Origin of the sequence: Microbacterium oxydans (assembly GCF_006540085.1) — a bacterium.
Lineage (GTDB): Bacteria > Actinomycetota > Actinomycetes > Actinomycetales > Microbacteriaceae > Microbacterium > Microbacterium oxydans.
In genome coordinates, this window is sequence record NZ_BJOG01000001.1 from 813,224 (window position 1) to 837,441 (window position 24,218).

Genomic DNA, 24,218 nt, shown 5'->3' on the forward strand with positions numbered 1-24,218 from the left:
AAATGACCGTCAGCCACCACGTCCGTGTGCACCGCAGCGACGAGAACCTCGCCAGGGAAGACCAGCTCGCCTGGAAGATCGCCGAGGTCGCCGCCGACCGGGTCGAGGTCGAGCAGCCCGTCGTCGACATGATCATCAACCGCATCATCGACAACGCGTCGGTGGCCGCCGCTTCCCTCACCCGTGCGCCGATCAACGCGGCTCGTGCGCAGGCGTTCAGCCACCCCGTCTCGACCGGCGGCGTCGGCGCGAACCTCTTCGGCGCCGAGCTCGATCACCGCACCAGCCCCGAGTGGGCGGCCTGGGCGAACGGCGTCGCCGTGCGTGAACTCGACTACCACGACACGTTCCTCGCAGCCGAGTACTCGCACCCCGGCGACAACATCCCGCCGATCCTCGCGGTCGCTCAGCACACCGGCAAGGACGGCCAGGCTCTCGTGCGCGGCATCGCCACCGGCTACGAGATCCAGATGGACCTGGTGCGCGCGATCTGCCTGCACAAGCACAAGATCGACCACGTCGCCCACCTCGGCCCGTCCGCGGCCGCCGGTATCGGCACTCTCCTCGGTCTCGACGTCGAGACGATCTACCAGGCGGTCGGCCAGGCGCTGCACACCACGACCGCCACCCGCCAGAGCCGCAAGGGTGAGATCTCCACCTGGAAGGCGCACGCCCCGGCCTTCGCCGGGAAGATGGCCGTCGAGGCGGTCGACCGGGCGATGCGCGGTCAGACCAGCCCCGCGCCGATCTACGAAGGTGAAGACGGCGTGATCGCGTGGATGCTCGACGGCAAGGACGCCTCGTACGACGTGCCGCTGCCCGCCGCCGGCGAGCCCAAGCGCGCGATCCTGGACTCGTACACGAAGGAGCACTCCGCCGAGTACCAGGCCCAGGCGCTGATCGACCTCGCCCGCAAGCTCGGCCTGCAGAACCCCGCGCTGCGCGACCCTGCGAACATCGAGTCCATCGTCATCCACACCAGCCACCACACGCACAACGTGATCGGCTCGGGCGCGAACGACCCGCAGAAGTACGACCCCACCGCGTCGCGCGAGACCCTCGACCACTCGGTGCCGTACATCTTCGCGGTGGCCCTGCAGGACGGCGGCTGGCACCACGTCGACTCCTATGCCCCCGAGCGCGCTGGTCGCGCCGACACGGTCGCGCTGTGGCACAAGATCACCACGGCCGAGGATGCCGAGTGGACGCGCCGCTACCACTCCGAGGACCCGGCCGAGAAGGCGTTCGGCGGTCGCGTCGAGATCCGCCTCACCGACGGTGAGGTCGTGGTGGACGAGATCGCCGTGGCCGATGCGCACCCCCTCGGAGCGCGTCCTTTCGCCCGCGAGAACTACATCGCGAAGTTCCGTCTGCTGGCGCAGCCCGTGCTCGAGCCCGCCGAGATCGAGCGTTTCCTCGCCCTCGTGCAGCGCCTGCCCGAACTGACCGCTGCCGAGGTCGGCGAATTGTCGATCGTCGCGAAGCCCGGACTGCTCGAAGCCGCCGACGCCCCGAAGGGTCTGTTCTGATGCTGTACTCCACCGTCACACCTGCCGAGAAGAGGCGCCTCTTCCGGGAGCGACTGGCCTCCGGGGAGCTGCTGCGCTTCCCCGGCGCGTTCAATCCGCTGAGCGCCCGACTGATCGAGCAGAAGGGCTTCGACGGCGTCTACATCTCCGGCGCCGTGCTCTCCGCCGACCTGGGGCTCCCCGACATCGGCCTCACCACGCTCACCGAGGTCGCCGGCCGCGCCAAGCAGATCGCCCGCATGACCGACCTCCCCGCGATCGTCGACGCCGACACTGGCTTCGGGGAACCGATGAACGTCGCCCGCACGATCCAGGAGCTCGAAGACGCGGGTCTCGCCGGCACCCACATCGAGGACCAGATCAACCCGAAGCGCTGCGGTCACCTCGACGGCAAGGCCGTGGTCGACGAGAACACCGCGATCAAGCGGATCCGTGCGGCGGCCGACGCCCGCCGCGACGAGAACTTCCTCATCATGGCGCGCACCGACATCCGGGCCGTCGAGGGGTTGGACGCCGCGATCGACCGCGCGAAGGCGCTGGTGGATGCCGGCGCCGACGCCGTGTTCCCCGAGGCGATGCGCACCCTGGGCGAGTTCGAGGCGATGGCCGAGGCGCTCGACGTGCCGATCCTGGCGAACATGACCGAGTTCGGCAAGAGCGAGCTGTTCTCCGTCGACAGCCTCCGCGACGCCGGAGTGAACCTGGTCATCTGGCCGGTGTCGCTGTTGCGCATCTCGATGGGGGCTGCCGGCCGCGCACTGGATACTCTGAACGACGAGGGGCACCTGACCTCGAAGCTCGGCGAGATGCAGCACCGCGCCGATCTCTACGATCTGATCGACTACGAGTCGTACAACCACTTCGACTCGGGCGTCTTCAACTTCACCATCACGAAGGAGTGACCATGACCGAGCCGGACATCAAGAAGGGCCTCGCGGGCGTCGTCGTCGACACGACCGCGATCTCGAAGGTCAACCCCGAGACGAACAGCCTGCTGTACCGCGGCTACCCGGTGCAGGAGCTGGCGGACACCCAGCCCTTCGAGGCGGTGGCGTATCTGCTGTGGAACGGCGAGCTGCCGACCCCCGAAGAACTCGCCGCGTTCCGGCTGGAGGAGCGGAAGCACCGCGCGCTCGCCGACAACGTGAAGGCGGCGATCGACCTGGTGCCGCTCGAGGCGCATCCGATGGACGAGGTGCGCACCGCGGTCAGCCTGATCGGCGCGTCCGATCCCGGCGCCGGGGGTTCGGTGCTCGATGCGGGCGGCAGCCCGGAGCAGAACCTCGAGCGCAGCATCCGGCTGTTCGCCGCGCTGCCGGCCATCGTCGCGTACGGTCAGCGTCGCCGTCGCGGTCAGGAGCTCATCGCCCCGCGCGACGACCTCGACTACTCGGCGAACTTCCTCTGGATGACCTTCGGGGAGGAGGCGGACGACGTCGTGGTCGACGCCTTCAACCGGTCGATGATCCTCTACGCCGAGCACTCCTTCAACGCTTCGACCTTCACCGCGCGGGTGATCACCTCGACGCTGAGTGACATCTACTCGGCCGTCGTCGGTGCCATCGGTGCACTCAAGGGTCCGCTGCACGGAGGGGCCAACGAGGCCGTGCTGCACATCTTCGACGAGATCGGGTCGGCGGACGCGGTGGAGTCCTGGCTCGACAAGGCCCTCGCGGAGAAGCGCAAGATCATGGGCTTCGGGCACCGCGTCTACAAGAGGGGCGACTCCCGCGTGCCGACCATGAAGGCCGCGCTCGACACCCTGGTGGAGCACTACGACCGCCCGGAGGTCGCGGCTCTGTACGACGCGCTCGAGTCGGAGTTCGTCGCCCGCAAGGGCATCTACCCGAACCTCGACTACCCCTCTGGTCCCGCGTACAACCTGATCGGCTTCGACACCCTCACCTTCACGCCGCTGTTCGTCGCGGCACGCGTGACCGGGTGGACGGCCCACGTGATCGAACAGGCGGGATCGAACGCGCTGATCCGTCCGCTGTCCTTCTACGACGGACCGGACGAGCGGCACATCTCCGCCTGACCCGATCGACGAAAGGCCCTGATGCGTCGACCGCATCGGGGTCTTTTCGTCGTGCTTAGCGCGGTGGGATCCCCGCGGTCAAGGCGGTGCACCGAATTCCTCCTCGGAGTAAGACAGATGCCGGGGTGCTTCCGCCCCGCGCACGAAGGAGGGTCCATGTCCGCATCCGACGCCGCCGTCAAGGAGGTCAGGTCACTCGTCCCCGCACGTATGGACCGGCTGCCGTGGTCGCGATTCCACTGGTTGATCGTCGTCGGGCTCGGGTTCTCGTGGATCCTCGACGGCCTCGAGGTTCAGATCGTCGCCGCGAACGGGTACGCCGCGACCCTCGGCATGGGCCCGGCCGAGGTGGGGCTCGCCGGCACGTGCTACCTGCTCGGTCAGGTCTTCGGTGCCCTCTTCTTCGGACGCCTCACCGATCGCCTGGGACGCAAGAAGCTCTTCCTCGTCTCCCTTGCCGTGTACCTCGTGGGCTCCGCGGTCGCAGGGCTCGCCTTCGCGCCGTGGTTCTTCTACATCTGGCGCTTCGTGGCCGGCGCCGGTATCGGCGGCGAGTACGCGGCCATCAACTCGGCGATCGACGAGATCATCCCGGCGCGCTACCGCGGACGTGTCGACATCGCGATCAACGGCACCTACTGGGGTGGTGCGGCGCTCGGTGCCGTGGCCAACGTGTTCTTCCTGAACACCGACATCCTTCCCGAGGACATCGGGTGGCGGCTCAGCTTCTTCCTCGGACCCCTCCTCGGACTGCTGCTCATCTACATGCGCCGGCACATCCCGGAGAGCCCGCGCTGGCAGATGACGCACGGACGCGAAGAGGCGGCGGAGCGCAATGTCGACGAGATCGAGGAGCGCATCCGCAAGGAGGGCAAGACGATCCCACCCGTCGACGAGAGCAAGGCCATCACGGTCAAGGAGTACGGCCGCGTGCCGTTCCTCGTGATCGCGAAGGTGCTGTTCAAGAAGTACCCGCGGCGCACGCTGGTGGGCATCACGATGATGGTGACGCAGTCCTTCCTCTACAACGCCATCTTCTTCACGTACGCGCTGGTGCTGGAGAACTTCTACGACACCCCGCCCGCTTCGGCGTCGCAGTACTTCATCGTGTTCGCGGTCGGGAACCTCGCCGGGGCGCTCATCCTCGGGCACTTCTTCGACACCTGGGGGCGGCGGCGGATGCTGTTCGGCACCTACATGCTCGCCGGCCTGATCCTGCTGGTCAGCGCCTTCCTGTTCAACGCCGGGGTGCTGAACGCCGCGACGCACACGGCGTTCTGGTGCGCTTCGTTCTTCTTCGCGTCGGCCGGAGCATCCGCCGCCTATCTGACGGTCAGCGAGATCTTCCCGCTGGAGCTGCGCAGCCAGGTCATCTCGTACATCTTCTCGATCGGTCAGCTGGTCGGCGCGATCGCTCCGGTGCTCTACGGTGCCTTGATCGGGCAGAGCGCCGAGAGCGGCGACCGCGGTCCGCTCTTCTGGGGCTATGTGCTCGGCGCGTCGATCATGATGTTCGGCGGCATCGTCTGCGGCGTCTTCGGCGTGAGCGCCGCGGGCAAGTCACTGGAGGACATCGCGGATCCGCTCTCGCTCGTGGATTCGCCCGACGAGGGGGTCTCGCCGGGGAAGGGGACCTGAGCCGGCGCTCAGCGGGCCCGGAGCCAGCGGCGGATGCGACCACGCGCGTTCCGGTAGGGGGATGAGGTGTTGAGCGAGATCATGCGCCCCATCGTCCAGGTGCGGTACCACGGGGTGCCGTAGAGCTCCTGGTCCGAGCGACTCAGGACGAGGGCTTCGATCCGCTGCTCTGCGTCGTCGAGGCGTGCACGCAGCTCCACCCAGGACGCGTTCTCGTGGTCGCGGGAGAAGTGCTGAGCCAAAGCCCCGAGGTCGTTCCAGCCGAAACCTGCCGCCGGCAGCTCGTCGGGGAGCCCGGCGGCGCGACGCTCGTGCCAGGTGAGCACCTGCTCGTTCCAGCCGATCAGATAAGCGAGAAGGTCCGCCGGACTCATCATGGTGTCCTTGACATGACCGGGCAGCACGAGTTCGCGGGCGGAGTCCGTCGGCACCCGATCCAGGTCGGCGCACAAGCGCGCGTACTCCGTCCGGATCGCCGTGAGCAGGTCGTCCTTCGTCGCGGGGACAGCCATCAGTGCGTCCGGCTGTCCCGCGCGAAGAAGGGTCGGGGCCAGGCGCCCAGCGCGAGCACCGCCAGCACGGTCTGGATCAGGCCGGTCGCGAAGAAGATGCCGTGCAGCGGCGACCAGACGAGCATCATGGCGATCTCGACGAAGATCCAGATCATCATCGTCAGCCCGGCCGCCGCGTGCATCGCCCACGCGACGCCGAATCGGCCGAACTGCGCGACGAGAGCCAGCGCCTGCACGCCGCCGACGACGACGCCCAGGATGATCCCCGGCCAGACGTAGGAGTCGAAGATGCTGCCGTCGAGCCATTCGGGCGGCAGTCCCATCCCGCCGCCGACCGTCAACCCGACCATTCCGATCAGAGCCGACAGGAGGTTGAGCGCCGCGACGGTGGCGAGAGCGATGCGGAGGGCGCGGGGTGTCGATCGCATGGGCTCACCGTACCGGCCGGTGCCCGCGTGGCGCGGGAGCGGCGGGCGTGGAAAACCGATGCTCGCGGTCGCTCAGGAGCACGACGCCGAGCGCGCGGTCAGCGGGCGAGCCAGCTCCGCAGCGAGCGGGTGACGAACGGGAGCACCCAGTACGCCATGATCGGCGTGAGCACGAGAGTGGTGACGAGCACGCGCAGCCAGATCGGCAGCTCGTTCCAGCCGGGGACGGGGCTCATCGCGTAGGTGAAAGCGAGGTTCACCGGGAAGAAGCCGAGCCAGATCGAGGTCGCCTGCTTCCAGCGCGGCGGGGCGGGTGCGACAGTGACCGTCTCGGTGGTGCCGTCGGAGGACGGAAGCGTGATGGTCCCGGTCGTCGGCTCGTCGAACCAGCCCTCGATCCCGGTGCGGCGCTTGGAGCGCTCGCTGCGCACGAAACCTTCGCCCATCGACAGCCACCATGCCCGCTCGGCCGACTGCTCCCACGCGGTGAGCGAATCCTCGCTCGCGAAGCGGTAGAGCATGTGCCAGACCTGCGAGTCTTCGCCGGCGCGCACCCAGCCTGAGCCGAGGAAGCCCGGATACTTCGTCGCGAGGTTCACCCCCGTCTGCACCCAGGCGGTCGCCTCGACGATGCGCTCGGGGTCGACTTCGCGGCGGATGGACACGGTGAGGGGTTCGGACATGGTGCGGTCCTCGGGAACGGGCGCCAGGGGTCGGGGCGCCGGAGCGGATGCGCCAGGGTGACGGCGCTTGGTCGATTCTAATTCGGTTGCGGGAGGTTCCCGGCCGGATCCGCCCGTGCACAGAGAGACCCCCGCCGACCCGATTCGGCGGGGGTCACGCGGCGTGGGAGCCGCGACGGGAGCGAGAACGCTCACCGTGCGCGCGGTGGACGTGACACCCGATCCGGTCTGAGTCTCTGTCCGCGCATCTGCAGTTCTACCCGGGCGAGATGGCCGGACGGTGAACGCGGTGCGAACACCCGACACTGCCGCGCGCGAGGTCGATCCGGAAGATACAAGGATGTCCTAGTAAATGTCCGGTGCTCCGAGTAAACTCCCCAATGTGCCAACGACGGCACGGAGGGATGTCACACAATGACTCGTACTATCCCGCACTTCGTGGGCGGATCGCTTCTCACTCCCGATTCGGGTCGCTTCGCCGACGTGTTCGATCCGAGCACGGGCGCTGTGCAGGCCAGGGTTCCGCTCGCATCGGCCGACGAGGTGCGCCGCGTGATCGGGAACGCCGAAGAGGCGCAGGTGGGGTGGGCAGCGACCAACCCGCAGAAGCGCGCCCGCGTGCTGCTGCGCTTCCTCGACCTGGTGCAGCGCGAGATGACGTCTCTGGCCGAACTCCTCGCGAGCGAGCACGGCAAGACGGTCGACGACGCGAAGGGCGACATCCAGCGGGGGCTCGAGGTCATCGAGTTCTCCGCCGGTGCTCCGCACCTCCTCAAGGGCGAGTACTCCACCGGCGCCGGAACCGGCATCGACGTGTACTCGATGCGGCAGCCGCTCGGGGTCGTCGCCGCGATCACACCCTTCAACTTCCCCGCCATGATCCCGCTGTGGAAGGCCGGCCCCGCGCTCGCCGCCGGCAATGCGGTCGTGCTCAAGCCCAGCGAGCGTGACCCTTCCGTGCCGGTGCGCATCGCCGAACTCTTCCTCGAGGCGGGCCTGCCCGCCGGCGTCCTCAACGTGGTGCACGGCGACAAGGAGGCGGTCGACACGCTGCTCACCGACGACCGCATCCGCGCGGTCGGCTTCGTCGGGTCCACGCCCATCGCGGAGTACATCTACGCGACGGCCGCAGCCCACGGCAAGCGCGCGCAGTGCTTCGGCGGTGCCAAGAACCACATGATCGTGATGCCGGATGCCGACCTCGACCAGGCCGTCGACGCGCTGATCGGCTCCGGCTACGGCTCGGCGGGCGAACGCTGCATGGCCATCTCGGTCGCCGTGCCGGTGGGGCAGGAGACCGCAGACGCCCTCGCCGCGAAGCTCACCGAACGTGTCGCCCAGCTGCGGGTGGGCCCTTCCCTCGCCGCGGACGTCGACTACGGACCTCTGGTCACGCGGGCGGCCGTCGAACGGGTGGAAGGCTACATCCAGCAAGGGATCGACGAGGGTGCGACGCTGCTCGCCGACGGTCGCGGCTTCACGGTCGAAGGGCACGAAGAGGGGTTCTATCTCGGACCGACCCTGTTCGACCACGTCACCACCGACATGGCGATCTACCGCGAGGAGATCTTCGGCCCTGTGCTCGTGATCGCCCGCGCCGCCGACTACGAGGAGGCGCTGCGCATGGCCTCGGAGCACGAGTACGGCAACGGGGTCGCCATCTTCACGCGCGACGGCGACGCGGCTCGTGACTTCGCCGCCCGCGTCGAGGTCGGGATGGTCGGGGTGAACGTGCCGATCCCCGTGCCGATCGCCTATTACACGTTCGGCGGGTGGAAGCGCAGCGGCTTCGGCGACCTCAACCAGCACGGCACCGATGCCTTCCGCTTCTACACGAAGACCAAGACGGTGACGAGTCGCTGGCCCGCGGCAGGCATCCGCGACGGCGCCAGCTTCGTCATCCCCACGATGCACTGACCCTTCGACAAGCTCAGGGACCCAACTTCTAAGGAAAAGCGATGACCATGACCACCGTCACCACCACCGCCGAGGAGCGCGAGGCGATCATCGGCGCCGTCCGCGAGTTCGCCGAGACCGAGCTCGCCCCCTACGCCGCGGAACGCGACGAGAAGCACCTGTTCCCCCGGGAATCGCTGAACCGTGCAGGAGAGCTCGGGCTCGGCGGTATCTACGTCGACGAGGAGTTCGGGGGCAGTGGACTCAGTCGGCTCGACACCGTCGCGATCTTCGAGGAGCTCGCGAAGGGTGACCCGGCGGTCGCGGCGTACATCTCCATCCATAACATGGTCGTGTGGATGATCGACACCTACGGTGATGACAGCCAGCGCGCGACGTGGTTGCCGCAGCTCACCGCGATGTCGGAGTTCGGCGGCTACTGCCTCACAGAGCCGGGGGTGGGGTCTGATGCGGCCAACGTCGCGACGAGTGCGGTCCGCGACGGCGACGATTACGTGCTCACGGGAGTGAAGCAGTTCATCTCCGGTGCGGGCGAGGCCGCCGTCTACGTCGTGATGGCGCGCACGGGAGAACCGGGAGCACGCGGTATCAGCGCGTTCCTCGTGCCGGGAGACTCCGAATCCCTCAGCTTCGGCGCACCGGAGAAGAAGATGGGGTGGCATGCGCAGCCCACCCGACAGGTGATCCTCGACGGCGTCCGAGTCCCGGCATCCGCCATGCTCGGCGACGAGGGACGCGGGTTCGCGATCGCGATGTCCGCGCTCAACGGCGGTCGGCTCAACATCGCCGCGTGCTCGCTGGGCGGGGCGCAATGGGCGCTCGACAAGGCTGTGCAGTACGTCCACGAGCGGATGGCGTTCGGCGAACCGCTCGCCGAGAAGCAGTCGATCCTGTTCGCGATCGCCGACATGCGCACCGACCTGCACGCCGCACGCCTCATGGTGCGCGATGGCGCGCAGGCGGTCGACGAGCACGCGCCGGACGCGACGATGCGTTGCGCCATGGCCAAGCGGTTCGCGACCGATGCCGGATTCGACGTCGCCAATCGCGCCCTGCAGCTGCACGGCGGCTACGGCTACCTGCAGGACTACGGGATCGAGAAGGTGGTCCGCGACCTGCGGGTGCACCAGATCCTGGAAGGAACGAACGAGATCATGCGTCTGATCGTCGGACGCGAGATGCTGCGACCGGCGGGCTCGGCGTCCGTGCAGCGTGGCGGAGATCAGATGCGGAGCGCATCATGACCGGGTCGTCGTCGAAAGCGGCCGTGGCCTTCCTCGGACTTGGGCACATGGGACTGCCGATGGCGAAGAACCTCGTCGCCGCCGGTCATGAGGTGCACGGCTTCGACCTGGTTCCGGCGGCGATCGAGGCAGCGCGGGCGGCCGGCATCGCGGTGGCGGCGAGCGGGGCGGAGGCCGTGGCGGAGGCGGATGTCGTCATCACGATGTTCCCCGCCGGGAAGCACGTGATCGAGGCGTATCGCACCGAGCTGCTCGCGGCTGCGCGACCCGGCACGCTGTTCATCGAGTCGTCCACCATCGCGGTCGACGAGGCCCGTGCCGCGCACGCGCTCGCTCTCGCCGCCGGACACCGCAACGTCGATGCCCCGGTGTCCGGGGGAGTGGTCGGCGCGGAGAACGGCACTCTCGCGTTCATGGTGGGCGGGTCGGACGAGGACTTCGCCGCGGCACTTCCGCTCCTCGAGGTGATGGGAAAGCGCATCGTGCACTGCGGCGGATCTGGGCTCGGACAGGCGGCCAAGGTCTGCAACAACATGGTGCTCGCGGTCTCGCAGATCGCCGTCGCGGAGGCATTCGTGCTGGGGGAGCGCCTCGGGCTCGAGCACCAGGCGCTCTTCGACGTCGTGTCCCAGGCGTCAGGGCAGTGCTGGTCGATCACGACGAACTGCCCCGTGCCCGGACCGGTGCCCACGAGCCCGGCGAACCGCGACTACCAGCCCGGATTCGCCGGTGCATTGATGGCGAAGGACCTCGGTCTCGCGCTGCAGGCGATCGAGCAGACGTCGACGGATGCGCGGATGGGCCGACTCGCCCAGGAGATCTACGCCGCGTTCGCTGCCGGAGACGGGGCGAGCCGCGACTTCTCCGGCATCATCACCGACATCCGCGACGACCGCGTGTGATGACGGCCGTTCGAATCGCGCGAATGGTTCCATCGGGCACCTGGGAGCCACCATTTGCGCGATTCGAACGCAGGGGTGAAGGTGGAACGCAACCACGACGGAGAGGGCGACATGACCGAGTACGAGACGATCCTGGTCGAGCAGCGCGGACGGGTGGGGTGGATCACCCTGAACCGGCCGGAAGCGCTGAATGCGTTGAACAGCAGAATCGCCGAGGAGGTGACCGCCGCCGCGCTCGCTTTCGATGCGGACGAGGGCGTCGGCGCGATCGTGGTCACCGGGTCGGAGAAGGCGTTCGCCGCGGGTGCCGACATCAAGGAGATGGAGGGCATGTCGGCGGCGCAGATGCTCGAGACCGATCACTTCGGTGTGTGGCATGAGTTCGCCGCGGTGCGCACCCCCGTGATCGCGGCCGTCTCCGGGTTCGCGCTGGGCGGCGGGTGCGAGTTGGCCATGATGTGCGACATCATCCTCGCGGCCGACAACGCCAAGTTCGGGCAGCCCGAGATCAATCTCGGCGTGATCCCCGGCATGGGCGGCACGCAGCGTCTGATCCGTGCAGTCGGCTACTACAAAGCAGCCGAGCTCGTGCTCTCCGGCCGGTTCATGGGGGCGGAGGAGGCCGAGCGCTCCGGCCTCGTGTCCCGTGTCGTGCCGACCGCGGAGCTCCTGACCGAGGCGACGAAACTCGCCGACACCATCGCCTCGAAGTCGCTCCCGTCCGTGTTCGCCGCCAAGGCCGCGCTGGACGCGGCGATGGAGACGACCCTCGCCGAAGGGCTCGCGCACGAGAAGCAGGCGTTCGCCGCGCTGTTCGACACCGCGGATCAGAAGGAGGGCATGTCGGCCTTCCGGGAGAAGCGGTCACCGGACTTCCAGAACCGCTGACCGCTCGTGAACGACTCCGCAGAACTGAGGACGCCATGCCGGAAGCGGCGCTCTGCGTGGTGCCCGATGAGTACTTCTGCGGAGTTCGTCACGCCGTCAGCTGCGGAGTGCGTCGACGATCTTCGTGATCCGGCGTTCGCGCGTCGCCTCCTGCTTCGCCTCGGCCACACTTCGCGCGTGCTCCTTGCGCACCGAGTACGACAGGGCGTCGAAGGCGGAGCGCAGTGCGGGGTCGGCGTCCAACGCGGCGGCGAGCTCGGGCGGAACGTCGACCGTGCGCTCGGCCGCATCCACTCTGATCACGGCGTCGATCTCCTGGCCGATGTCGAGCCCGAGGTCGGCGCGGACGGCCTTGCTGAAGCCGATCATGTTCTCGCTGCCCATGCGTGCCAAGCGCAAACGCGCGGTGCGCCCACCGATCGTCACGGCCACGGGGAACGCCTTGCCCGCACCCAGGGACGCGACCTGATCGTCGGTGAGCAGGATGGCCGCCGCGGGGCCGCGGCCGGTGAGGACGGTGTGCAGGCGCAGTTCGCTCATGCCGAAAGAGTACGCCCGGGCTCCCCGAACTCGGCGGCGAGAATCGCGTTGCGCTCGGAGATCAGGCGGCGCATGTATCTGCCGAGGACCAACGCGTCGACTAGCCGACCGAGCGGACCGAACGGTGAGCGGAACGTCACGGTGTCGCGCATGAGCGTGCCGTCCGGATGCTCCTCGAAGCGGTGCTCGTGCAAAAACGCGGCGAACGGCCCGGCGATCTGCCGATCCGAGAACCCGTGCGGCGGATCGACGTCGAACACCCGCGAGCGCAGTCGGAACGGGATGCCGAAGTGGCGTGCTCGCCAGGTCGCCGTCGTCCCCTCGGTGAAGACGCCGCCCGCCGGCGCCTCGACCATCGTCTCGCCGAATCGGGCCATGCTCTTCACGTGCAGTTCGGGGTCGAGCGAGGCGGCGAACACCTCGGCGGGCGGCGCGCCGATGACCGTCTCGAGCGCGAACCGCGGCATGTCAGAGCGCTTCGGGCTGCGGACGCGGGTCGGCGAAGTCACCGGCGTCCTTGCGCAGCCGGGCCACGATCGCCACGAGCTCCGCCGCGTCGTCGCGGCTCAGGCCGGGCTCGGCGAAGACGTCGGCGTTGAGAGCCCGGGTGGCGCGCTCCACGAGTTCCCGACCGGATTCGGTCAGCACGAGGAGTGCGGCGCGTCCGTCGTGCGGGTGCGGCTCACGCGCGATCAGACCATCGCGGACCAGACGCTCGGCCGTGCTCGTGACCGTGGTCGGGTGCACCTGGAGGCGGGCGACCACGCTGGACAGCGGAAGGCTGCCCGCGCGGCTGAACGCGAGCAGTCGCAGCACCTCGTAGCGGGCGAAGCTCAGGGCGAACGGCTTGAGCGCCGCGTCGACGCGTGCGAGCAGCAGCTGCTGGGCCCGCATGACCGAGGTGACCAGGGCCATGCCGTCGGCGGCCTCCGTCCATCCGTGCGCGAGCCACTGCCGCTTCGCCTCGGCGAGCGGATCGATGGGGAGCGGACGGGGTCTGGCCATCTCTCTACGGTAGTGGCGGGAGTGCGGGGCGCGGCGACGGCGCGCGACGCACTCGATCTCGGCACATCTCAGCCCCAGTCAGCGCTGAGTCTCAGTCGCAAGTGGGTTGGTACTCAGTATCGCGGTCTAGAATTGCAGGAGTCGTGAGGAGCAATCGATGAAGATCTTCGTCCTGGTCAAAGAGGTGCCGGACACCTATGGCGATCGCAAGCTGAATCTCGAGACCGGACTCGCCGATCGCGCGGCGGGCGACGTCGTGCTCGACGAGATCACCGAGCGGGCCCTCGAGGTCGCGCTCAGCTACGCCGACAAGAACGACGGCACCGAGGTGGTCGCGGTCTCGATGGCTCCGGAGAGCTCGACCGCGTCCGTGCGCAGGGCTCTCGCGATCGGTGCCGGATCCGCCGTGCACATCGCCGATGAGCAGCTCACCGGCGCCGATCTCGGACTCACCGCCGAGGTGCTGGCCGCGGCCATCCGCCGCGGCGCTCCCGACCTCGTCATCACCGGCAACCTGTCGACGGACGGCTCCGGTGGAGTGATCCCCGCGATGCTCGCCGAGCACCTCGGATTCGCCCAGGCCACCGCTCTCACCTCGGTCGAGATCGCCCCCGACGGCATCTCCGGAGTGCGAGGCGCCGACGCCGGGAGCCAGCCGGTGTCGGCGCCGCTGCCCGCCGTGATCTCCATCACCGAGGCGCTCCCCGACGCACGCTTCCCGAACTTCAAGGGCATCATGGCGGCGAAGAAGAAGCCGCTCGAGGTGCTCTCCCTCGCCGACCTCGACGTCTCGGCCGATCCGTCCGTCGCCCCGCGCACCATCATGACCGCGGTGGCGGAGAAGCCCCCGCGCGCGGCCGGAGTGAAGATCATCGACGAGGGCGACGCCGCCGACAAGCTCGTCGACTACCTCGTGCAGAACAGGCTGGTGTGAGATGACCTCTTCCGAGAACCCGATCCTCGTCCTCGTCGACATCGACCCCTCCGGTTACGTCGCGACCAGCACGGCCGCCCTCATCGGCGCCGCCTCCACGATCGGTTCGCCGGTGGCCCTGATCGTCGGCGGCGGTCCCGCGGCCGTGGATCAGGCAGCGGCGGCGGGGGCATCCGTGGTGCTGACCGCCGACGGGGACCCGGCTGCGCTCACGGTGCCGGTCGTCGACGCACTGCAGGCAGCCGCAGCCCAGGTGCGACCCGATGCCGTCCTCATCTCGAACTCGATCTCCGGCCGCGACGTCGCCGGGCGCTTCGCGGTGCGCACGAAGAGTGCGCTGTCGGTCGATGCCGTCGGGGTCTCGCGCGATGACGAAGGCGTCGTGGCCCACCACTCGGTCTACGGCGGGGCGTACCTGGTCGATTCGGCTCCCACGTTCGGGACTCCGGTGATCACGGTGCGTCAGGGAGCTGTCGACGCGCGCGCCGAAGCCGTCGCATCGCACTCGGTCGAGGTGCTCGATGTCACTCCGTCCGGGGCCGTCGCGGCCACGGCGGGCCCGGTCGAGGCGGTGGAGGTCGCCTCCTCCCGTCCCGAGCTGCGGGGAGCCACGAAGGTGGTCTCCGGTGGCCGAGGTCTCGCGTCGAAGGAGAAGTTCGTGCTCGTCGAAGAGCTCGCCGACGCGCTCGGCGCGGCCGTCGGTGCCTCGCGCGCCGCCGTCGACGCGGGCTACATCCCGCAGTCCCATCAGGTCGGACAGACCGGGGTCTCGGTGTCGCCGCAGCTGTATGTCGCACTCGGCATATCCGGAGCGATCCAGCACCGCGCGGGCATGCAGACATCGAAGAACATCATCGCCATCAACAAGGACGCGGACGCGCCGATCTTCGACGTCGCGGACTTCGGCATCGTCGGCGATGTGTTCACCGTGGTCCCACAGGTGATCGCGGCGCTCGAGGCACGGAAGAAGTAGCCATGGCGACGCGGATGCTGCGACGCGGTCTGCCGCGCGTGCCTGGAGGAGATCCCTGGCCTCCCGCTGATGCGGTGGCGGAGGATGCCACGGTGGATGATCGGGCGGCGGACGCGGTGACGAGCGCGGCGCCCGACGAGCCCGCGACAATTCCGGAGGTCGCGGTGTCTTCGGACGTCGACGTGCCTGTCCGGGCCACCGGCCCCGGCGGCCCGGCATCGCCGGCGACCGTGACGGCTGCTGTTGCAGCGGCCGCTCCGGCAACGGCCGGTGGGGCAGCGCGGATCCGTCGCGGTCTGCCGCGTGTGCCGGGCGGGGAGCCTTGGCCGCCTTCGACGTCGCCGACCGCCCCCACTTCTCCCGCCGAGGTGCCCGAACCCGCTGCGGCAGTACCCGCTCCCTCTCCGGGATCGGCGGTGTCGGACCCCGTGCCGGCTGCGTCAGCATCCGTGCCAGCGCCCGCGGCGTCGACCCCCACAGCGGACATCTCTGCGGCAGAGACCTCCGCCCCCGTCGCGGTGGCCACGGCCGACGGCACCGGTGTCCGACGCGGCTTGCCTCGTGTCGCCGGCGGAGACCCGTGGCCGCCCGCCGACACTGTTCCCCTCTCTGCTGTCGCCCGAGCCGAGCCCGTCGCGCCCGAGCCCGTCGCGCCCGAGCCCGTCGCGCCCGAGTCCGTCGTGCCGGCCGCAGTCGTTGCCGTCGCGGCTGCCGCGACTCCTGCCGTTGCGACCGGACCGTCGTCCGTGCTCGCCGACGTCTCGACTCCGCTCCCGTGGACGCAGACCGTGTGGAACGGACGAGCGCCCCGACACCTCCCACAGACGTCGGCCCCGACGACCGGCCGCCCGCGCCCGACGTGGACCCAGGCGATCGGTGTGCTGTTCGGAGCCGCTGCGCTCGGGGTGCTCGCCGGAGCCGCCATCGCGTTCGTGCGCACGCTCCTGAGCTTCCCGTTCATGCAGGACTTCCTGGCGGCCTTTCCCGGCGAGTACGAGCCCGGGATCGCCGTCGAGCCGGGATTCGCCCCGTGGATCGGGTGGCAGCACTTCTTCAACATGTTCCTGATGGTGCTGATCATCCGCTCGGGGTTGCAGGTGCGCACCGAGAAGCGTCCGACGGTCTTCTGGACCCCTCGCAACAACGCGAAGGGCAAGATCAGCCTCAACCTGTGGTTCCACCAGTCGCTCGACATCCTGTGGCTCGTCAACGGCGTGATCTTCGTCGTGCTGCTGTTCGTCACGGGGCACTGGGTGCGCATCGTCCCGACCAGCTGGGAGGTGTTCCCGAACGCCCTCTCGGCGGCCCTGCAGTACATCTCGTTCGATTGGCCGCACGAGAACGGCTGGAACAACTACAACAGCCTGCAGCAGCTCGCCTACTTCGCCACCGTGTTCATCGCGGCGCCGCTCGCCGCGATCACCGGCTTCCGCATGTCGGGGCTGTGGCCGAAGAAGGCCGAGAAGCTGTCGAAGGCGTACCCGGTCGAGTGGGCGCGGGCGCTGCACTTCCCGATCATGCTGTACTTCGTGGCGTTCATCATCGCGCACGTGGCGCTCGTCATGTTGACCGGGTTCCTGCGCAACCTGAACCACATGTTCGCGTCGCAGGACGCGGTGACGTGGACCGGATTCTGGGTGTTCATCCTGTCGCTCGTGGTGATCGCAATCGGATGGGCGGCTGCGCGTCCGCTCGTGCTCGCCCCCATCGCCAAGGTGTTCGGCAAGGTCTCGGGTCGGTGAGCAGATGAGCGACGAGGTCATCGCCGAATACTGGCGCACCGTGCGGACCACCCTGCCTCACCTCCCGGAGACGCGGCCGGAAGCCTGGGGGTTCGGGGCGACGTCCGAGCACGCCGACGAGTTGCTGGCACTCGTGCTCGACGGCATCAAGGTCGGCACCGCGTCGTCCCTCTGGGATTACGAAGCGACCGGCGACCCTCTCCCCGCTGTGGGCGAGCTCAGCATCATCCTGGACGGCACCGGCGCCCCGCGGGCTGTGATCGAGACCACGACGATCGACATCACGCCGTTCGACGAGGTCGACGAGGCCCATGCCTTCGCCGAGGGGGAGGGCGACCGCACGCTGGCGTACTGGCGCGAGGTGCACGAACGCTACTGGCGCACCCACTCCGAGAACCCGCGCGGCTACGAACCGGACATGCCGGTGGTCTGCGAGCGGTTCCGGCTGGTGTTCCCGGCCTAGAGAGTCCCGAGGGACTGAAGGAGAGGCGCGATCATGGCTGAGGCATACATCGTCGACGCGGTCCGTTCGCCGGTCGGCAGGCGCGGCGGATCGCTCGCCGAGGTCCACCCTGTGGACCTCGGCGCCCACAGCCTTCGGGCGCTCGTCGACCGGACGGGGATCGACCCCGGTGCGGTGGACGACGTGATCCTGGGCGTCATCGACGCGATCGGCGGCCAATCCGGCAACGTGGCCAGGACGGCCCTGCTCGCCGCCGGATTCCCCGAGCACGTTCCCGGGGTGACCATCGACCGGCAGTGCGGGTCGAGCCAGCAGGCCGTGCACTTCGCGGCGCAGGCCGTGATGAGCGGCACGAGCGACCTCGTGATCGCGGGCGGACTGCAGAACATGTCGCAGGTGCCGTTGACCGCCGCGGCCACCGTGGGGGAGTCCTACGGCTTCACCACGCCGTACGCGCAGTCGCCCGCCTGGACCGACCGCTACGGCAATCAGGAGATCTCGCAGTTCGCCGGTGCCGAGCTGATCGCCGAGAAGTGGGACATCTCCCGCGAGGAGATGGAGCGGTTCGCCCTGGAGAGCCATCGTCGTGCAGCCCTGGCGCAGGACGAGGGTCGCTTCATCCGTGAGATCGCTCCGCTGAACGGTCTCGACCACGACGAGGGTGTGCGCCGCGACACCACGCTGGAGCGGATGGCGGGGCTCGCGCCGCTGCGGGAGGGTGGACGGATCACCGCCGCCGTGTCGTCGCAGATCAGCGATGCGTCCAGCGCCGTGCTCATCGCCAGCGGGCAGGCCGTGCGTGACCACGGGCTCTCGCCCCGTGCCCGCATCCATCAGATGACGGTGCGCGGCGACAGTCCGATCCTCATGCTCACCGCTCCGATCCCCGCCACGAAGCTCGCGCTGGAGCGCGCGGGGATGCGGGTCTCCGACATCGACCTGTTCGAGGTGAACGAGGCCTTCGCTCCCGTGGTGCTCGCCTGGATGCGCGAGCTCGATGCTCCGCACGAGAGGGTGAACGTCAACGGCGGAGCCATCGCGCTCGGTCACCCCATCGGCGCGACCGGGACCAGGCTGATGACCACGATGCTCAACGAACTCGAACGCACGGGCGGACGCTACGGTCTGCAGGCCATGTGCGAGGGCGGCGGGGTCGCGAACGTGACCATCGTCGAACGGCTCTGACGCCCCTGATCCCGCGGTGACGACAGAGCGGGCCGCCTCCCGGGGGAGACGGCCCGCTCTGCACGTGCTCGGAGGGTCAGGGGCGGACGAAGCGCACTTCGGTCAGCGTCTCGCCCAGGAACGGCTCGGTGTGCGATGCGCCGTCGAGGTGGAATCCGTTGCGGGTGTAGAACCGGTGCGCGCGAGGGTTGTCCTCGGCGACCCACAGGTACAGCGGCTCGTCCTTCTCCACGGCGGCGTCGAACAGCTTCTGGCCGATGCCGGTGGAGTGATAGGCGTCGAGCAGGTAGATGAAGTAGAGCTCGCGGAACGCCGGAGCGTCCTTGTCGCGGGCGGGGCCGGAGCCGACGAAGCCCACGATCTCCCCGTCGACCAGCGCGGCGTTCATCTTGAACTCGGGGCCCTGCGAGGCCCAGTGCGTCCACAGTTCGGCCATGCGGCGGGGCGAGACCTTCTCCAGCGCCGCCTTGCTGATCAGGTGGTCGTAGGTCTCGTGCCAGCACTGCGCATGCACGCGACCGAGGGCTTCCGCATCCACATCACGGACCGGACGGACGATGACTTCAGGCTGGGCTTCGGCGCTCATGGTCGTGACTCTACGCGCGGCGTCCGCGAAGGGGAAATCGAGGGGATGTTCGATGACACCCTTCCCGCGGTCATGGAGGTTTCGCACAACGATGTTCGCCGATCGTGCACTCCTGGCTACGATCGATGCTCGTGAACGTGATCTGGCGGACCCTCCTGGTGATCCTCGGCGCTCGCCGCCGCGTGCGACGGGGGAAGGCCCTCGACCCCACCGCCGTCGGCAGCATCACCCTGACCACGCTGCCCACCGACATCGACATCCTGCGCCATATGAACAACGGCCGCTACCTGTCGTTGTTCGACCTCGGGCGCTGGGACCTGCTCATCCGCACCGGACTGTTCGATGCGATGAAGGACCGGGGCTGGTATGCGGTCGTCTCCAGCGAGACGATCACGTTCCGCAAGTCGCTGCAGCTCTGGCAGCGGTTCGAGGTGCAGTCGCGTTTCATCGGGCACGACGACAAGGCGCTCTTCATGGAGCACCGCGCCGTCGTGGACGGCGAGGTCTACGCACGGGCGATCGTGCGGGCCAGGATGCTGCGACGCACCGGAGGGACCGTCAGCAACGAGGAGCTTTTCGCGGCCGTGGGCAAGCCGGAGGGTGTTCCGGAGATCGACGCCTGGGTGCACGACTGGGCAGCGGCCTCGGCGCTCCCTCCCGTGCGGGCGAAGGCCCCGAGCGTCTGGGGCTGAGCGTCTGGGGCTGAGTTCGAAAACCCCGAGGGGCTGAGCGGCAGAGGAACGTTCTCTCCGTCCGCACCGGCGCGGTAGCTTAGGCGTGTGCTGGCGATCCTGACGACGACCGGCGCCCCAGGGCTAACAGCTACAGACGGCCTCCGATGATCTTTCCGTAGCAGAGAAGCTTGCCATCTTTGATGCCTGTCGCGACTTCCTGGCCGATCAACTTGTTCCATTTCGTCGTGACGGTCCAGGAGTAGGCGTAGCAGGCCGAACCTTTGGCTCGGATCGCACTATCGACGTTCTTCGGCATGGTGCCTGAGCACGCACTCGATGAGATGCCCTTGCGGATGTCGTATGAGCAGCCGATGTCAGCGTGCGCGGCGGCCGCGCCTGCGAGGGTCATCACGCCGGCGAGGGCCAGAGCCGTGAACCCATTTCGGACCCGATTTCGCCACCGGACTCTGATCGTCTTGGTCAAGGTAATCCTCCATTCTCGCCCGAAGGAAGTCGTCCCCCAGGCGTTATCGGAAGTCACTGTATCCCTCGTTTCGAATCGCGCAGTTGGTTGCATCCGGGTCCAAAACACAACCAGTTGCGTGATTCGAGAGCTTCGAGCGGCTCCGAACGGGTGGGATCCCGGGAATCCGGGGTGTCCAGACCTAGGCTGAAATCCATGGCAGACCTCCCGCCGGATGCCGTGGCATCCGCATCCCTCGCAGACCGTGCCGTCGAGCTGGCTCGGCGGTGGACGATCGAGGCCGCGGCGACAGAACCAGACCCCGCGGCCGCTCGGCTCGCCGGAGTGCTGCAGGACGTGAACGGACTCCCGTTCACCCTGGGGTTCGTCGACGGCGTCATGCGTCCGGAGAGCCTGACCGCCGCGGCCTCGCAGCTGCACCGCATCGCCCCGATCGTGCCGGAGTTCCTGCCCTGGTACCTGCGCTCGGTGGTGCGCCTGGGTGGCGGGGTCGCGCAGATCCTCCCGACGCCCGTGGTGCCGATCGCCCGTCGGGTGCTCCGGGACATGGTGGGGCACCTGGTCGTCGACGCGCGCCCTGCCAAGCTCGGCGCCGCGATCGAGCGGATCCGCGCCGACGGCTCCCGGCTCAACCTCAACCTGCTCGGCGAGGCCGTGCTCGGGGAGGCGGAGGCCCGACGACGGCTCGACGGCATCCACGCGCTCGTCCGCCGTCCGGACGTGGACTACGTCTCGGTGAAGGTCTCGGCGATCATCAGCCACCTGTCGATGTGGGCTTTCGACGAGGTCGTCGACGAGGTGGTCGAGCGGCTCCTTCCGCTGTATCTCGCGGCGGCGGCCGACGGCACCTTCATCAACCTGGACATGGAGGAGTACCGCGACCTCGACCTCACGATCGCCGTCTTCACGCGCATCCTCGAGGACTCCCGACTGGCCGGGCTCGAAGCCGGGATCGTGCTGCAGGCGTACCTGCCGGACGCGCTGCCCGCCCTGCAGGAGCTCACCGCGTGGGCGCAGGACCGCGTGGCGCACGGCGGCGCCCGCATCAAGGTGCGTCTCGTCAAGGGGGCGAATCTCGCGATGGAGCACGTCGAGGCGCGGATGCACGGGTGGACGCCTGCGACCTACGACACCAAGCTCGACACCGACGCGAACTACCTGCGCTGCCTCGACTGGGCGCTGCAGCCGGAGCACACGGCTGCGGTGAAGATCGGCGTCGCGGGGCACAACCTCTTCGGCATCGCCTACGCCTGGCTGCTGGCGGGCGAGCGGGGCGTGCGGGAGGCCGTGGAGTTCGAGATGCTGCTCGGCATGGCCCAGGGGCAGGTGCGAGCCGTCTCGCGCGAGGTCGGACCGGTGCTGCTCTACGTGCCGGTGGTGGAGCCAGCGGAGTTCGACGTGGCCATCAGCTACCTGGTGCGCCGGCTCGAGGAGAACGCCTCGCCGGACAACTTCCTCTCCGCCGCCTTCCGGCTCGGCGAGGACGAGTCGCTGTTCGTCCGCGAGCAGGATCGCTTCCTCGATGCGCTCGACAGGGCGGGCGACCCGACGCTGCGCATCGGACCCCGTCGCACGCAGGACCGTCTCGCCCCCGTGCACGAGTCGCTGCGCCCTGCACCCGTCGCCCCGGTGCCGGAGACCGACCTGACCAAGGCGGTGCTCGGCATCTCCCGCGGCTCGGACGACAGCGGCCGGGAGGCGTTCCTGGAGACCGCGGTCTACTCCGCCCGCGAGCTGGAGCAGGACACCGGCGGAGCCCCGGGCTTCGCGAACACCGTCGACAGCGACCCCGCGCTTCCCGCCAACCGCGAATGGGCGCGCGAGGTGCGCGAGCGCATCGCGACCTCCGACCTGGGGTCTGCCACGATCGCGGCGGCGCAGGTGTCCGATGCGGACGAGCTCGAGCGGGTCGTGCACGGTGTGCGTCGTGCTGCCCCGGCCTGGGGCGGGCGACCTGCCGCCGAGCGTGCCGAGGTGCTGTTGCGTGCCGCGGCTGCACTCGAGGCCCGTCGCGGAGACCTCATCGAGGTCGCGGCCTCCGAGACCGGCAAGGTCTTCGCAGAAGCCGACATCGAGGTGAGCGAGGCCGTCGACTTCGCGCGGTACTACGCAGCCAAGGCCAGGGAGCTCGACGCGATCGCCGGCGCCGTGTTCGTCCCGGCATCCGTCACGGTCGTCACGCCGCCCTGGAACTTCCCCGTCGCCATTCCCGCCGGAGGAGTGCTCGCCGCGCTCGCCGCAGGTTCCGGTGTGGTCTTCAAGCCCGCACCGCAGGCCCGTCGCTGTGCGGCGGTGATCGCCGAGACGCTGTGGGAGGCCGGGATCCCCCGCGACCTGTTGGCGCTCGTCGACGTCGAAGAGGGGGAGCTCGGTCGCGAGCTCATCACGCACGACGCCGTCGACCGGGTGATCCTCACCGGGGCGTGGGACACGGCGGCGCTGTTCCGCTCCTGGCGCCCGGATCTGCCGCTGCTCGCCGAGACCAGCGGCAAGAACGCGATCATCATCACCCCTTCGGCCGATCTCGATCTCGCGGTCGCCGACCTCACCAAGAGCGCGTTCGGACATGCCGGGCAGAAGTGCTCGGCGGCGTCGCTCGCGATCCTCGTGGGGCCGGTCGGACGCTCGGCCCGGTTCGCCCGCCAGTTGGCCGATGCCGTGCGCTCGCTGCACGTCGGTCCTCCTACCGATCCGCTGGCCGAGGTGGGGCCGGTGGTCGAGCAGCCGCAGGGCAAGCTCGCCTGGGCGCTGAGTGAGCTCGAGGGCGACGAGCAGTGGCTGATCGCGCCGTCTCTCGCCGCGGCGGACGACGGCAGCCGACGGCTGTGGCGTCCCGGCGTGCGCGTCGGGGTGCAACCGGGATCGCGTTTCCACACCGAGGAGTTCTTCGGCCCCGTGCTCGGGGTGATGCACGCCCCGACCCTCGCGCGCGCCGTGGAGATGCAGAACGCCGTCGCCTACGGACTCACCGCAGGGCTGCACACCCAGGATCCGGAGGAGCTGTCGTACTGGCTCGACCGGGTGCAGGCGGGCAATCTCTACGTGAATCGCGGCATCACCGGCGCGATCGTGCAGCGTCAGCCCTTCGGCGGATGGAAGCGCTCCTCGGTCGGCCCCGGCGCGAAGGCGGGTGGGCCCAACTATCTCATCGGTCTGGGATCGTGGCACTCGCAGTCGGGAGGGCCGGCCTCCAGCACCCTGCACCTGCGCGGGCTCGATTCGCGCATCACCGCGGTGATCGAGGCGGCACAGTCCTCGCTCGCGTATGAGTCGTTCGAGTGGCTGCGGCGCTCGGCTCTCTCGGATGCGCTGGCCTGGGATCGGGAGTTCGGCCAGGTGCGCGACGTGTCGCGTCTGGGAGTCGAGCGCAACCTGTTCCGCTATCGCCCCGTGCCCGTCGAAGTGCGCGCGACCGACGACGCCGCGCTGCACGACCTGCTGCGCGTGGTGATCGCCGGGGTGCGCTCCGGCGCCAGGTTCGTCATCTCGACCCCTTCCGGATTGCCCGCCGAGGTGCGCCGAGCGCTCGGAGACCTCGACGCCCCGGTGTTCCTCGAGAGCGACGACGAGTGGTTGCAGCGGCTGCTCCGTCAGGACGCCGACCTCGAAGGCGTCACACTGCCGGCGAGCGATCGAGTGCGACTGGTCGGCGGTCGTGAGGGTGTCGCCGCTCTCCGCGCGGAGCTGGCCGCGGCTTCCGCTGGCGATCCCGACCTCGCGGTGTACGACGGCGAGGTGACGGCGGCCGCCCGCATCGAGCTGCTGCCGTTCGTGCACGAGCAGTCGATCTCGATCACCGCGCACCGTTACGGCAACCTCGACGCGTGGAGCAGCGACGTGATCTGAGCCGCAT

General features: G+C 69.0%; 23 protein-coding genes. 15 read left to right on the plus strand and 8 right to left on the minus strand.

Annotated elements, in window-relative coordinates; all coding sequences use genetic code 11:
- The first annotated feature begins 2 nt into the window (after positions 1–2).
- The 4 genes from MOX01_RS03850 to MOX01_RS03865 all read left to right on the plus strand — a co-directional run bounded on the left by MOX01_RS03850 (position 3) and on the right by MOX01_RS03865 (position 5,205).
- Positions 3–1,529, plus strand: coding sequence for an MmgE/PrpD family protein (locus tag MOX01_RS03850; protein WP_141368451.1), 1,527 nt, complete (start codon positions 3–5; stop codon positions 1,527–1,529).
- A complete protein-coding gene (gene prpB, locus MOX01_RS03855; protein ID WP_058632947.1) occupies positions 1,529–2,431 on the plus strand; it encodes a methylisocitrate lyase in 903 nt (300 codons plus the stop codon). The genes MOX01_RS03850 and prpB overlap by 1 nt, the downstream gene beginning before the upstream one ends.
- A 2-nt stretch (positions 2,432–2,433) precedes the next feature.
- On the plus strand, positions 2,434–3,567 hold the full coding sequence (locus tag MOX01_RS03860; protein WP_141368453.1) for a bifunctional 2-methylcitrate synthase/citrate synthase: 1,134 nt from the start codon (positions 2,434–2,436) through the stop codon (positions 3,565–3,567).
- Between the two features lie 156 nt (positions 3,568–3,723).
- Positions 3,724–5,205, plus strand: a complete 1,482-nt coding sequence (locus MOX01_RS03865) for an MFS transporter (RefSeq protein ID WP_141368455.1) — start codon at positions 3,724–3,726, stop codon at positions 5,203–5,205.
- Between the two features lie 8 nt (positions 5,206–5,213).
- Here MOX01_RS03865 and MOX01_RS03870 read toward each other — a convergent pair whose 3' ends face one another.
- From MOX01_RS03870 to MOX01_RS03880, 3 genes are all read right to left on the minus strand, one after another.
- Positions 5,214–5,717, minus strand: coding sequence for a ClbS/DfsB family four-helix bundle protein (locus MOX01_RS03870; protein WP_141368457.1), 504 nt, complete (start codon positions 5,715–5,717; stop codon positions 5,214–5,216).
- Complete coding sequence (locus MOX01_RS03875; protein WP_211368704.1) at positions 5,717–6,145, minus strand: hypothetical protein; 429 nt, start codon at positions 6,143–6,145, stop codon at positions 5,717–5,719. The genes MOX01_RS03870 and MOX01_RS03875 overlap by 1 nt, the downstream gene beginning before the upstream one ends.
- Before the next feature lie 98 nt (positions 6,146–6,243).
- The gene (locus MOX01_RS03880) at positions 6,244–6,828 is read right to left on the minus strand and encodes an antibiotic biosynthesis monooxygenase (protein ID WP_046747548.1); all 585 of its coding nucleotides are present in this window, start codon (positions 6,826–6,828) and stop codon (positions 6,244–6,246) included.
- 414 nt (positions 6,829–7,242) lie between these two features.
- Here MOX01_RS03880 and MOX01_RS03885 point away from each other — a divergent pair, with 414 nt between their 5' ends.
- From MOX01_RS03885 to MOX01_RS03900, 4 genes are all read left to right on the plus strand, one after another.
- Complete coding sequence (locus MOX01_RS03885) at positions 7,243–8,745, plus strand: CoA-acylating methylmalonate-semialdehyde dehydrogenase (RefSeq protein WP_141368459.1); 1,503 nt, start codon at positions 7,243–7,245, stop codon at positions 8,743–8,745.
- Between the two features lie 41 nt (positions 8,746–8,786).
- Positions 8,787–9,989, plus strand: a complete 1,203-nt coding sequence (locus tag MOX01_RS03890; RefSeq protein WP_046747550.1) for an acyl-CoA dehydrogenase family protein — start codon at positions 8,787–8,789, stop codon at positions 9,987–9,989.
- Positions 9,986–10,891 carry a 3-hydroxyisobutyrate dehydrogenase gene (mmsB, locus tag MOX01_RS03895; protein ID WP_113680572.1) on the plus strand — a complete coding sequence of 302 codons (906 nt, stop codon included), beginning with the start codon at positions 9,986–9,988 and terminating at the stop codon, positions 10,889–10,891. Before MOX01_RS03890 ends, mmsB begins: the two co-directional genes overlap by 4 nt.
- Before the next feature lie 111 nt (positions 10,892–11,002).
- Positions 11,003–11,779, plus strand: coding sequence for an enoyl-CoA hydratase-related protein (locus tag MOX01_RS03900; protein WP_046747679.1), 777 nt, complete (start codon positions 11,003–11,005; stop codon positions 11,777–11,779).
- Between the two features lie 96 nt (positions 11,780–11,875).
- Here MOX01_RS03900 and MOX01_RS03905 read toward each other — a convergent pair whose 3' ends face one another.
- The 3 genes from MOX01_RS03905 to MOX01_RS03915 are packed head-to-tail and all read right to left on the minus strand — an operon-like array spanning position 11,876 to position 13,324.
- Positions 11,876–12,319, minus strand: a complete 444-nt coding sequence (locus MOX01_RS03905; RefSeq protein WP_061017017.1) for a YdeI/OmpD-associated family protein — start codon at positions 12,317–12,319, stop codon at positions 11,876–11,878.
- Entirely contained in the window at positions 12,316–12,828 is a 513-nt protein-coding gene (locus tag MOX01_RS03910; protein WP_230977796.1) for an SRPBCC family protein, read from the minus strand. The genes MOX01_RS03905 and MOX01_RS03910 overlap by 4 nt, the downstream gene beginning before the upstream one ends.
- Positions 12,788–13,324 carry a MarR family winged helix-turn-helix transcriptional regulator gene (locus MOX01_RS03915; RefSeq protein WP_045264412.1) on the minus strand — a complete coding sequence of 179 codons (537 nt, stop codon included), beginning with the start codon at positions 13,322–13,324 and terminating at the stop codon, positions 12,788–12,790. The genes MOX01_RS03910 and MOX01_RS03915 overlap by 41 nt, the downstream gene beginning before the upstream one ends.
- A gap of 157 nt (positions 13,325–13,481) precedes the next feature.
- Between MOX01_RS03915 and MOX01_RS03920 the strand changes: the two genes are divergently transcribed.
- The 5 genes from MOX01_RS03920 to MOX01_RS03940 all read left to right on the plus strand — a co-directional run bounded on the left by MOX01_RS03920 (position 13,482) and on the right by MOX01_RS03940 (position 18,621).
- Positions 13,482–14,258, plus strand: a complete 777-nt coding sequence (locus tag MOX01_RS03920; protein WP_058632939.1) for an electron transfer flavoprotein subunit beta/FixA family protein — start codon at positions 13,482–13,484, stop codon at positions 14,256–14,258.
- Position 14,259: 1 nt separating this feature from the next.
- Positions 14,260–15,231 carry an electron transfer flavoprotein subunit alpha/FixB family protein gene (locus MOX01_RS03925; RefSeq protein ID WP_141368461.1) on the plus strand — a complete coding sequence of 324 codons (972 nt, stop codon included), beginning with the start codon at positions 14,260–14,262 and terminating at the stop codon, positions 15,229–15,231.
- Between the two features lie 92 nt (positions 15,232–15,323).
- A complete protein-coding gene (locus MOX01_RS03930) occupies positions 15,324–16,973 on the plus strand; it encodes a cytochrome b/b6 domain-containing protein (protein ID WP_307723491.1) in 1,650 nt (549 codons plus the stop codon).
- Between the two features lie 4 nt (positions 16,974–16,977).
- A complete protein-coding gene (locus tag MOX01_RS03935; RefSeq protein ID WP_141368463.1) occupies positions 16,978–17,436 on the plus strand; it encodes an ASCH domain-containing protein in 459 nt (152 codons plus the stop codon).
- Positions 17,437–17,469: 33 nt separating this feature from the next.
- The gene (locus tag MOX01_RS03940) at positions 17,470–18,621 is read left to right on the plus strand and encodes an acetyl-CoA C-acetyltransferase (protein WP_141368465.1); all 1,152 of its coding nucleotides are present in this window, start codon (positions 17,470–17,472) and stop codon (positions 18,619–18,621) included.
- Positions 18,622–18,697: 76 nt separating this feature from the next.
- Here the strand turns inward: MOX01_RS03940 and MOX01_RS03945 are convergent, their stop codons facing one another.
- Positions 18,698–19,207: a GNAT family N-acetyltransferase gene (locus MOX01_RS03945; protein WP_045264712.1), complete on the minus strand. Its 510-nt coding sequence runs from the start codon at positions 19,205–19,207 to the stop codon at positions 18,698–18,700.
- A 131-nt stretch (positions 19,208–19,338) separates the two neighbouring features.
- On the opposite strand from MOX01_RS03945, the gene MOX01_RS03950 reads away from it, so the two are divergent.
- Entirely contained in the window at positions 19,339–19,899 is a 561-nt protein-coding gene (locus tag MOX01_RS03950) for an acyl-CoA thioesterase (protein WP_058632957.1), read from the plus strand.
- A gap of 130 nt (positions 19,900–20,029) precedes the next feature.
- Here MOX01_RS03950 and MOX01_RS03955 read toward each other — a convergent pair whose 3' ends face one another.
- Entirely contained in the window at positions 20,030–20,365 is a 336-nt protein-coding gene (locus tag MOX01_RS03955; protein ID WP_141368466.1) for a hypothetical protein, read from the minus strand.
- Between the two features lie 195 nt (positions 20,366–20,560).
- Between MOX01_RS03955 and MOX01_RS03960 the strand changes: the two genes are divergently transcribed.
- Positions 20,561–24,211, plus strand: coding sequence for a proline dehydrogenase family protein (locus tag MOX01_RS03960; RefSeq protein ID WP_141368468.1), 3,651 nt, complete (start codon positions 20,561–20,563; stop codon positions 24,209–24,211).
- Positions 24,212–24,218 lie beyond the last annotated feature (7 nt).

What these genes read in the sequence shown, in the direction of transcription:
- MOX01_RS03850 (WP_141368451.1), top strand. Translation starts at nt 3, where the DNA reads ATGACCGTCAGCCACCACGTCCGTGTGCACCGCAGCGACGAGAACCTC.
- prpB (WP_058632947.1), top strand. Translation starts at nt 1,529, where the DNA reads ATGCTGTACTCCACCGTCACACCTGCCGAGAAGAGGCGCCTCTTCCGG.
- MOX01_RS03860 (WP_141368453.1), top strand. Translation starts at nt 2,434, where the DNA reads ATGACCGAGCCGGACATCAAGAAGGGCCTCGCGGGCGTCGTCGTCGAC.
- MOX01_RS03865 (WP_141368455.1), top strand. Translation starts at nt 3,724, where the DNA reads ATGTCCGCATCCGACGCCGCCGTCAAGGAGGTCAGGTCACTCGTCCCC.
- MOX01_RS03870 (WP_141368457.1), bottom strand. Translation starts at nt 5,717, where the DNA reads ATGGCTGTCCCCGCGACGAAGGACGACCTGCTCACGGCGATCCGGACG.
- MOX01_RS03875 (WP_211368704.1), bottom strand. Translation starts at nt 6,145, where the DNA reads ATGCGATCGACACCCCGCGCCCTCCGCATCGCTCTCGCCACCGTCGCG.
- MOX01_RS03880 (WP_046747548.1), bottom strand. Translation starts at nt 6,828, where the DNA reads ATGTCCGAACCCCTCACCGTGTCCATCCGCCGCGAAGTCGACCCCGAG.
- MOX01_RS03885 (WP_141368459.1), top strand. Translation starts at nt 7,243, where the DNA reads ATGACTCGTACTATCCCGCACTTCGTGGGCGGATCGCTTCTCACTCCC.
- MOX01_RS03890 (WP_046747550.1), top strand. Translation starts at nt 8,787, where the DNA reads ATGACCATGACCACCGTCACCACCACCGCCGAGGAGCGCGAGGCGATC.
- mmsB (WP_113680572.1), top strand. Translation starts at nt 9,986, where the DNA reads ATGACCGGGTCGTCGTCGAAAGCGGCCGTGGCCTTCCTCGGACTTGGG.
- MOX01_RS03900 (WP_046747679.1), top strand. Translation starts at nt 11,003, where the DNA reads ATGACCGAGTACGAGACGATCCTGGTCGAGCAGCGCGGACGGGTGGGG.
- MOX01_RS03905 (WP_061017017.1), bottom strand. Translation starts at nt 12,319, where the DNA reads ATGAGCGAACTGCGCCTGCACACCGTCCTCACCGGCCGCGGCCCCGCG.
- MOX01_RS03915 (WP_045264412.1), bottom strand. Translation starts at nt 13,324, where the DNA reads ATGGCCAGACCCCGTCCGCTCCCCATCGATCCGCTCGCCGAGGCGAAG.
- MOX01_RS03920 (WP_058632939.1), top strand. Translation starts at nt 13,482, where the DNA reads ATGAAGATCTTCGTCCTGGTCAAAGAGGTGCCGGACACCTATGGCGAT.
- MOX01_RS03925 (WP_141368461.1), top strand. Translation starts at nt 14,260, where the DNA reads ATGACCTCTTCCGAGAACCCGATCCTCGTCCTCGTCGACATCGACCCC.
- MOX01_RS03935 (WP_141368463.1), top strand. Translation starts at nt 16,978, where the DNA reads ATGAGCGACGAGGTCATCGCCGAATACTGGCGCACCGTGCGGACCACC.
- MOX01_RS03940 (WP_141368465.1), top strand. Translation starts at nt 17,470, where the DNA reads ATGGCTGAGGCATACATCGTCGACGCGGTCCGTTCGCCGGTCGGCAGG.
- MOX01_RS03945 (WP_045264712.1), bottom strand. Translation starts at nt 19,207, where the DNA reads ATGAGCGCCGAAGCCCAGCCTGAAGTCATCGTCCGTCCGGTCCGTGAT.
- MOX01_RS03960 (WP_141368468.1), top strand. Translation starts at nt 20,561, where the DNA reads ATGGCAGACCTCCCGCCGGATGCCGTGGCATCCGCATCCCTCGCAGAC.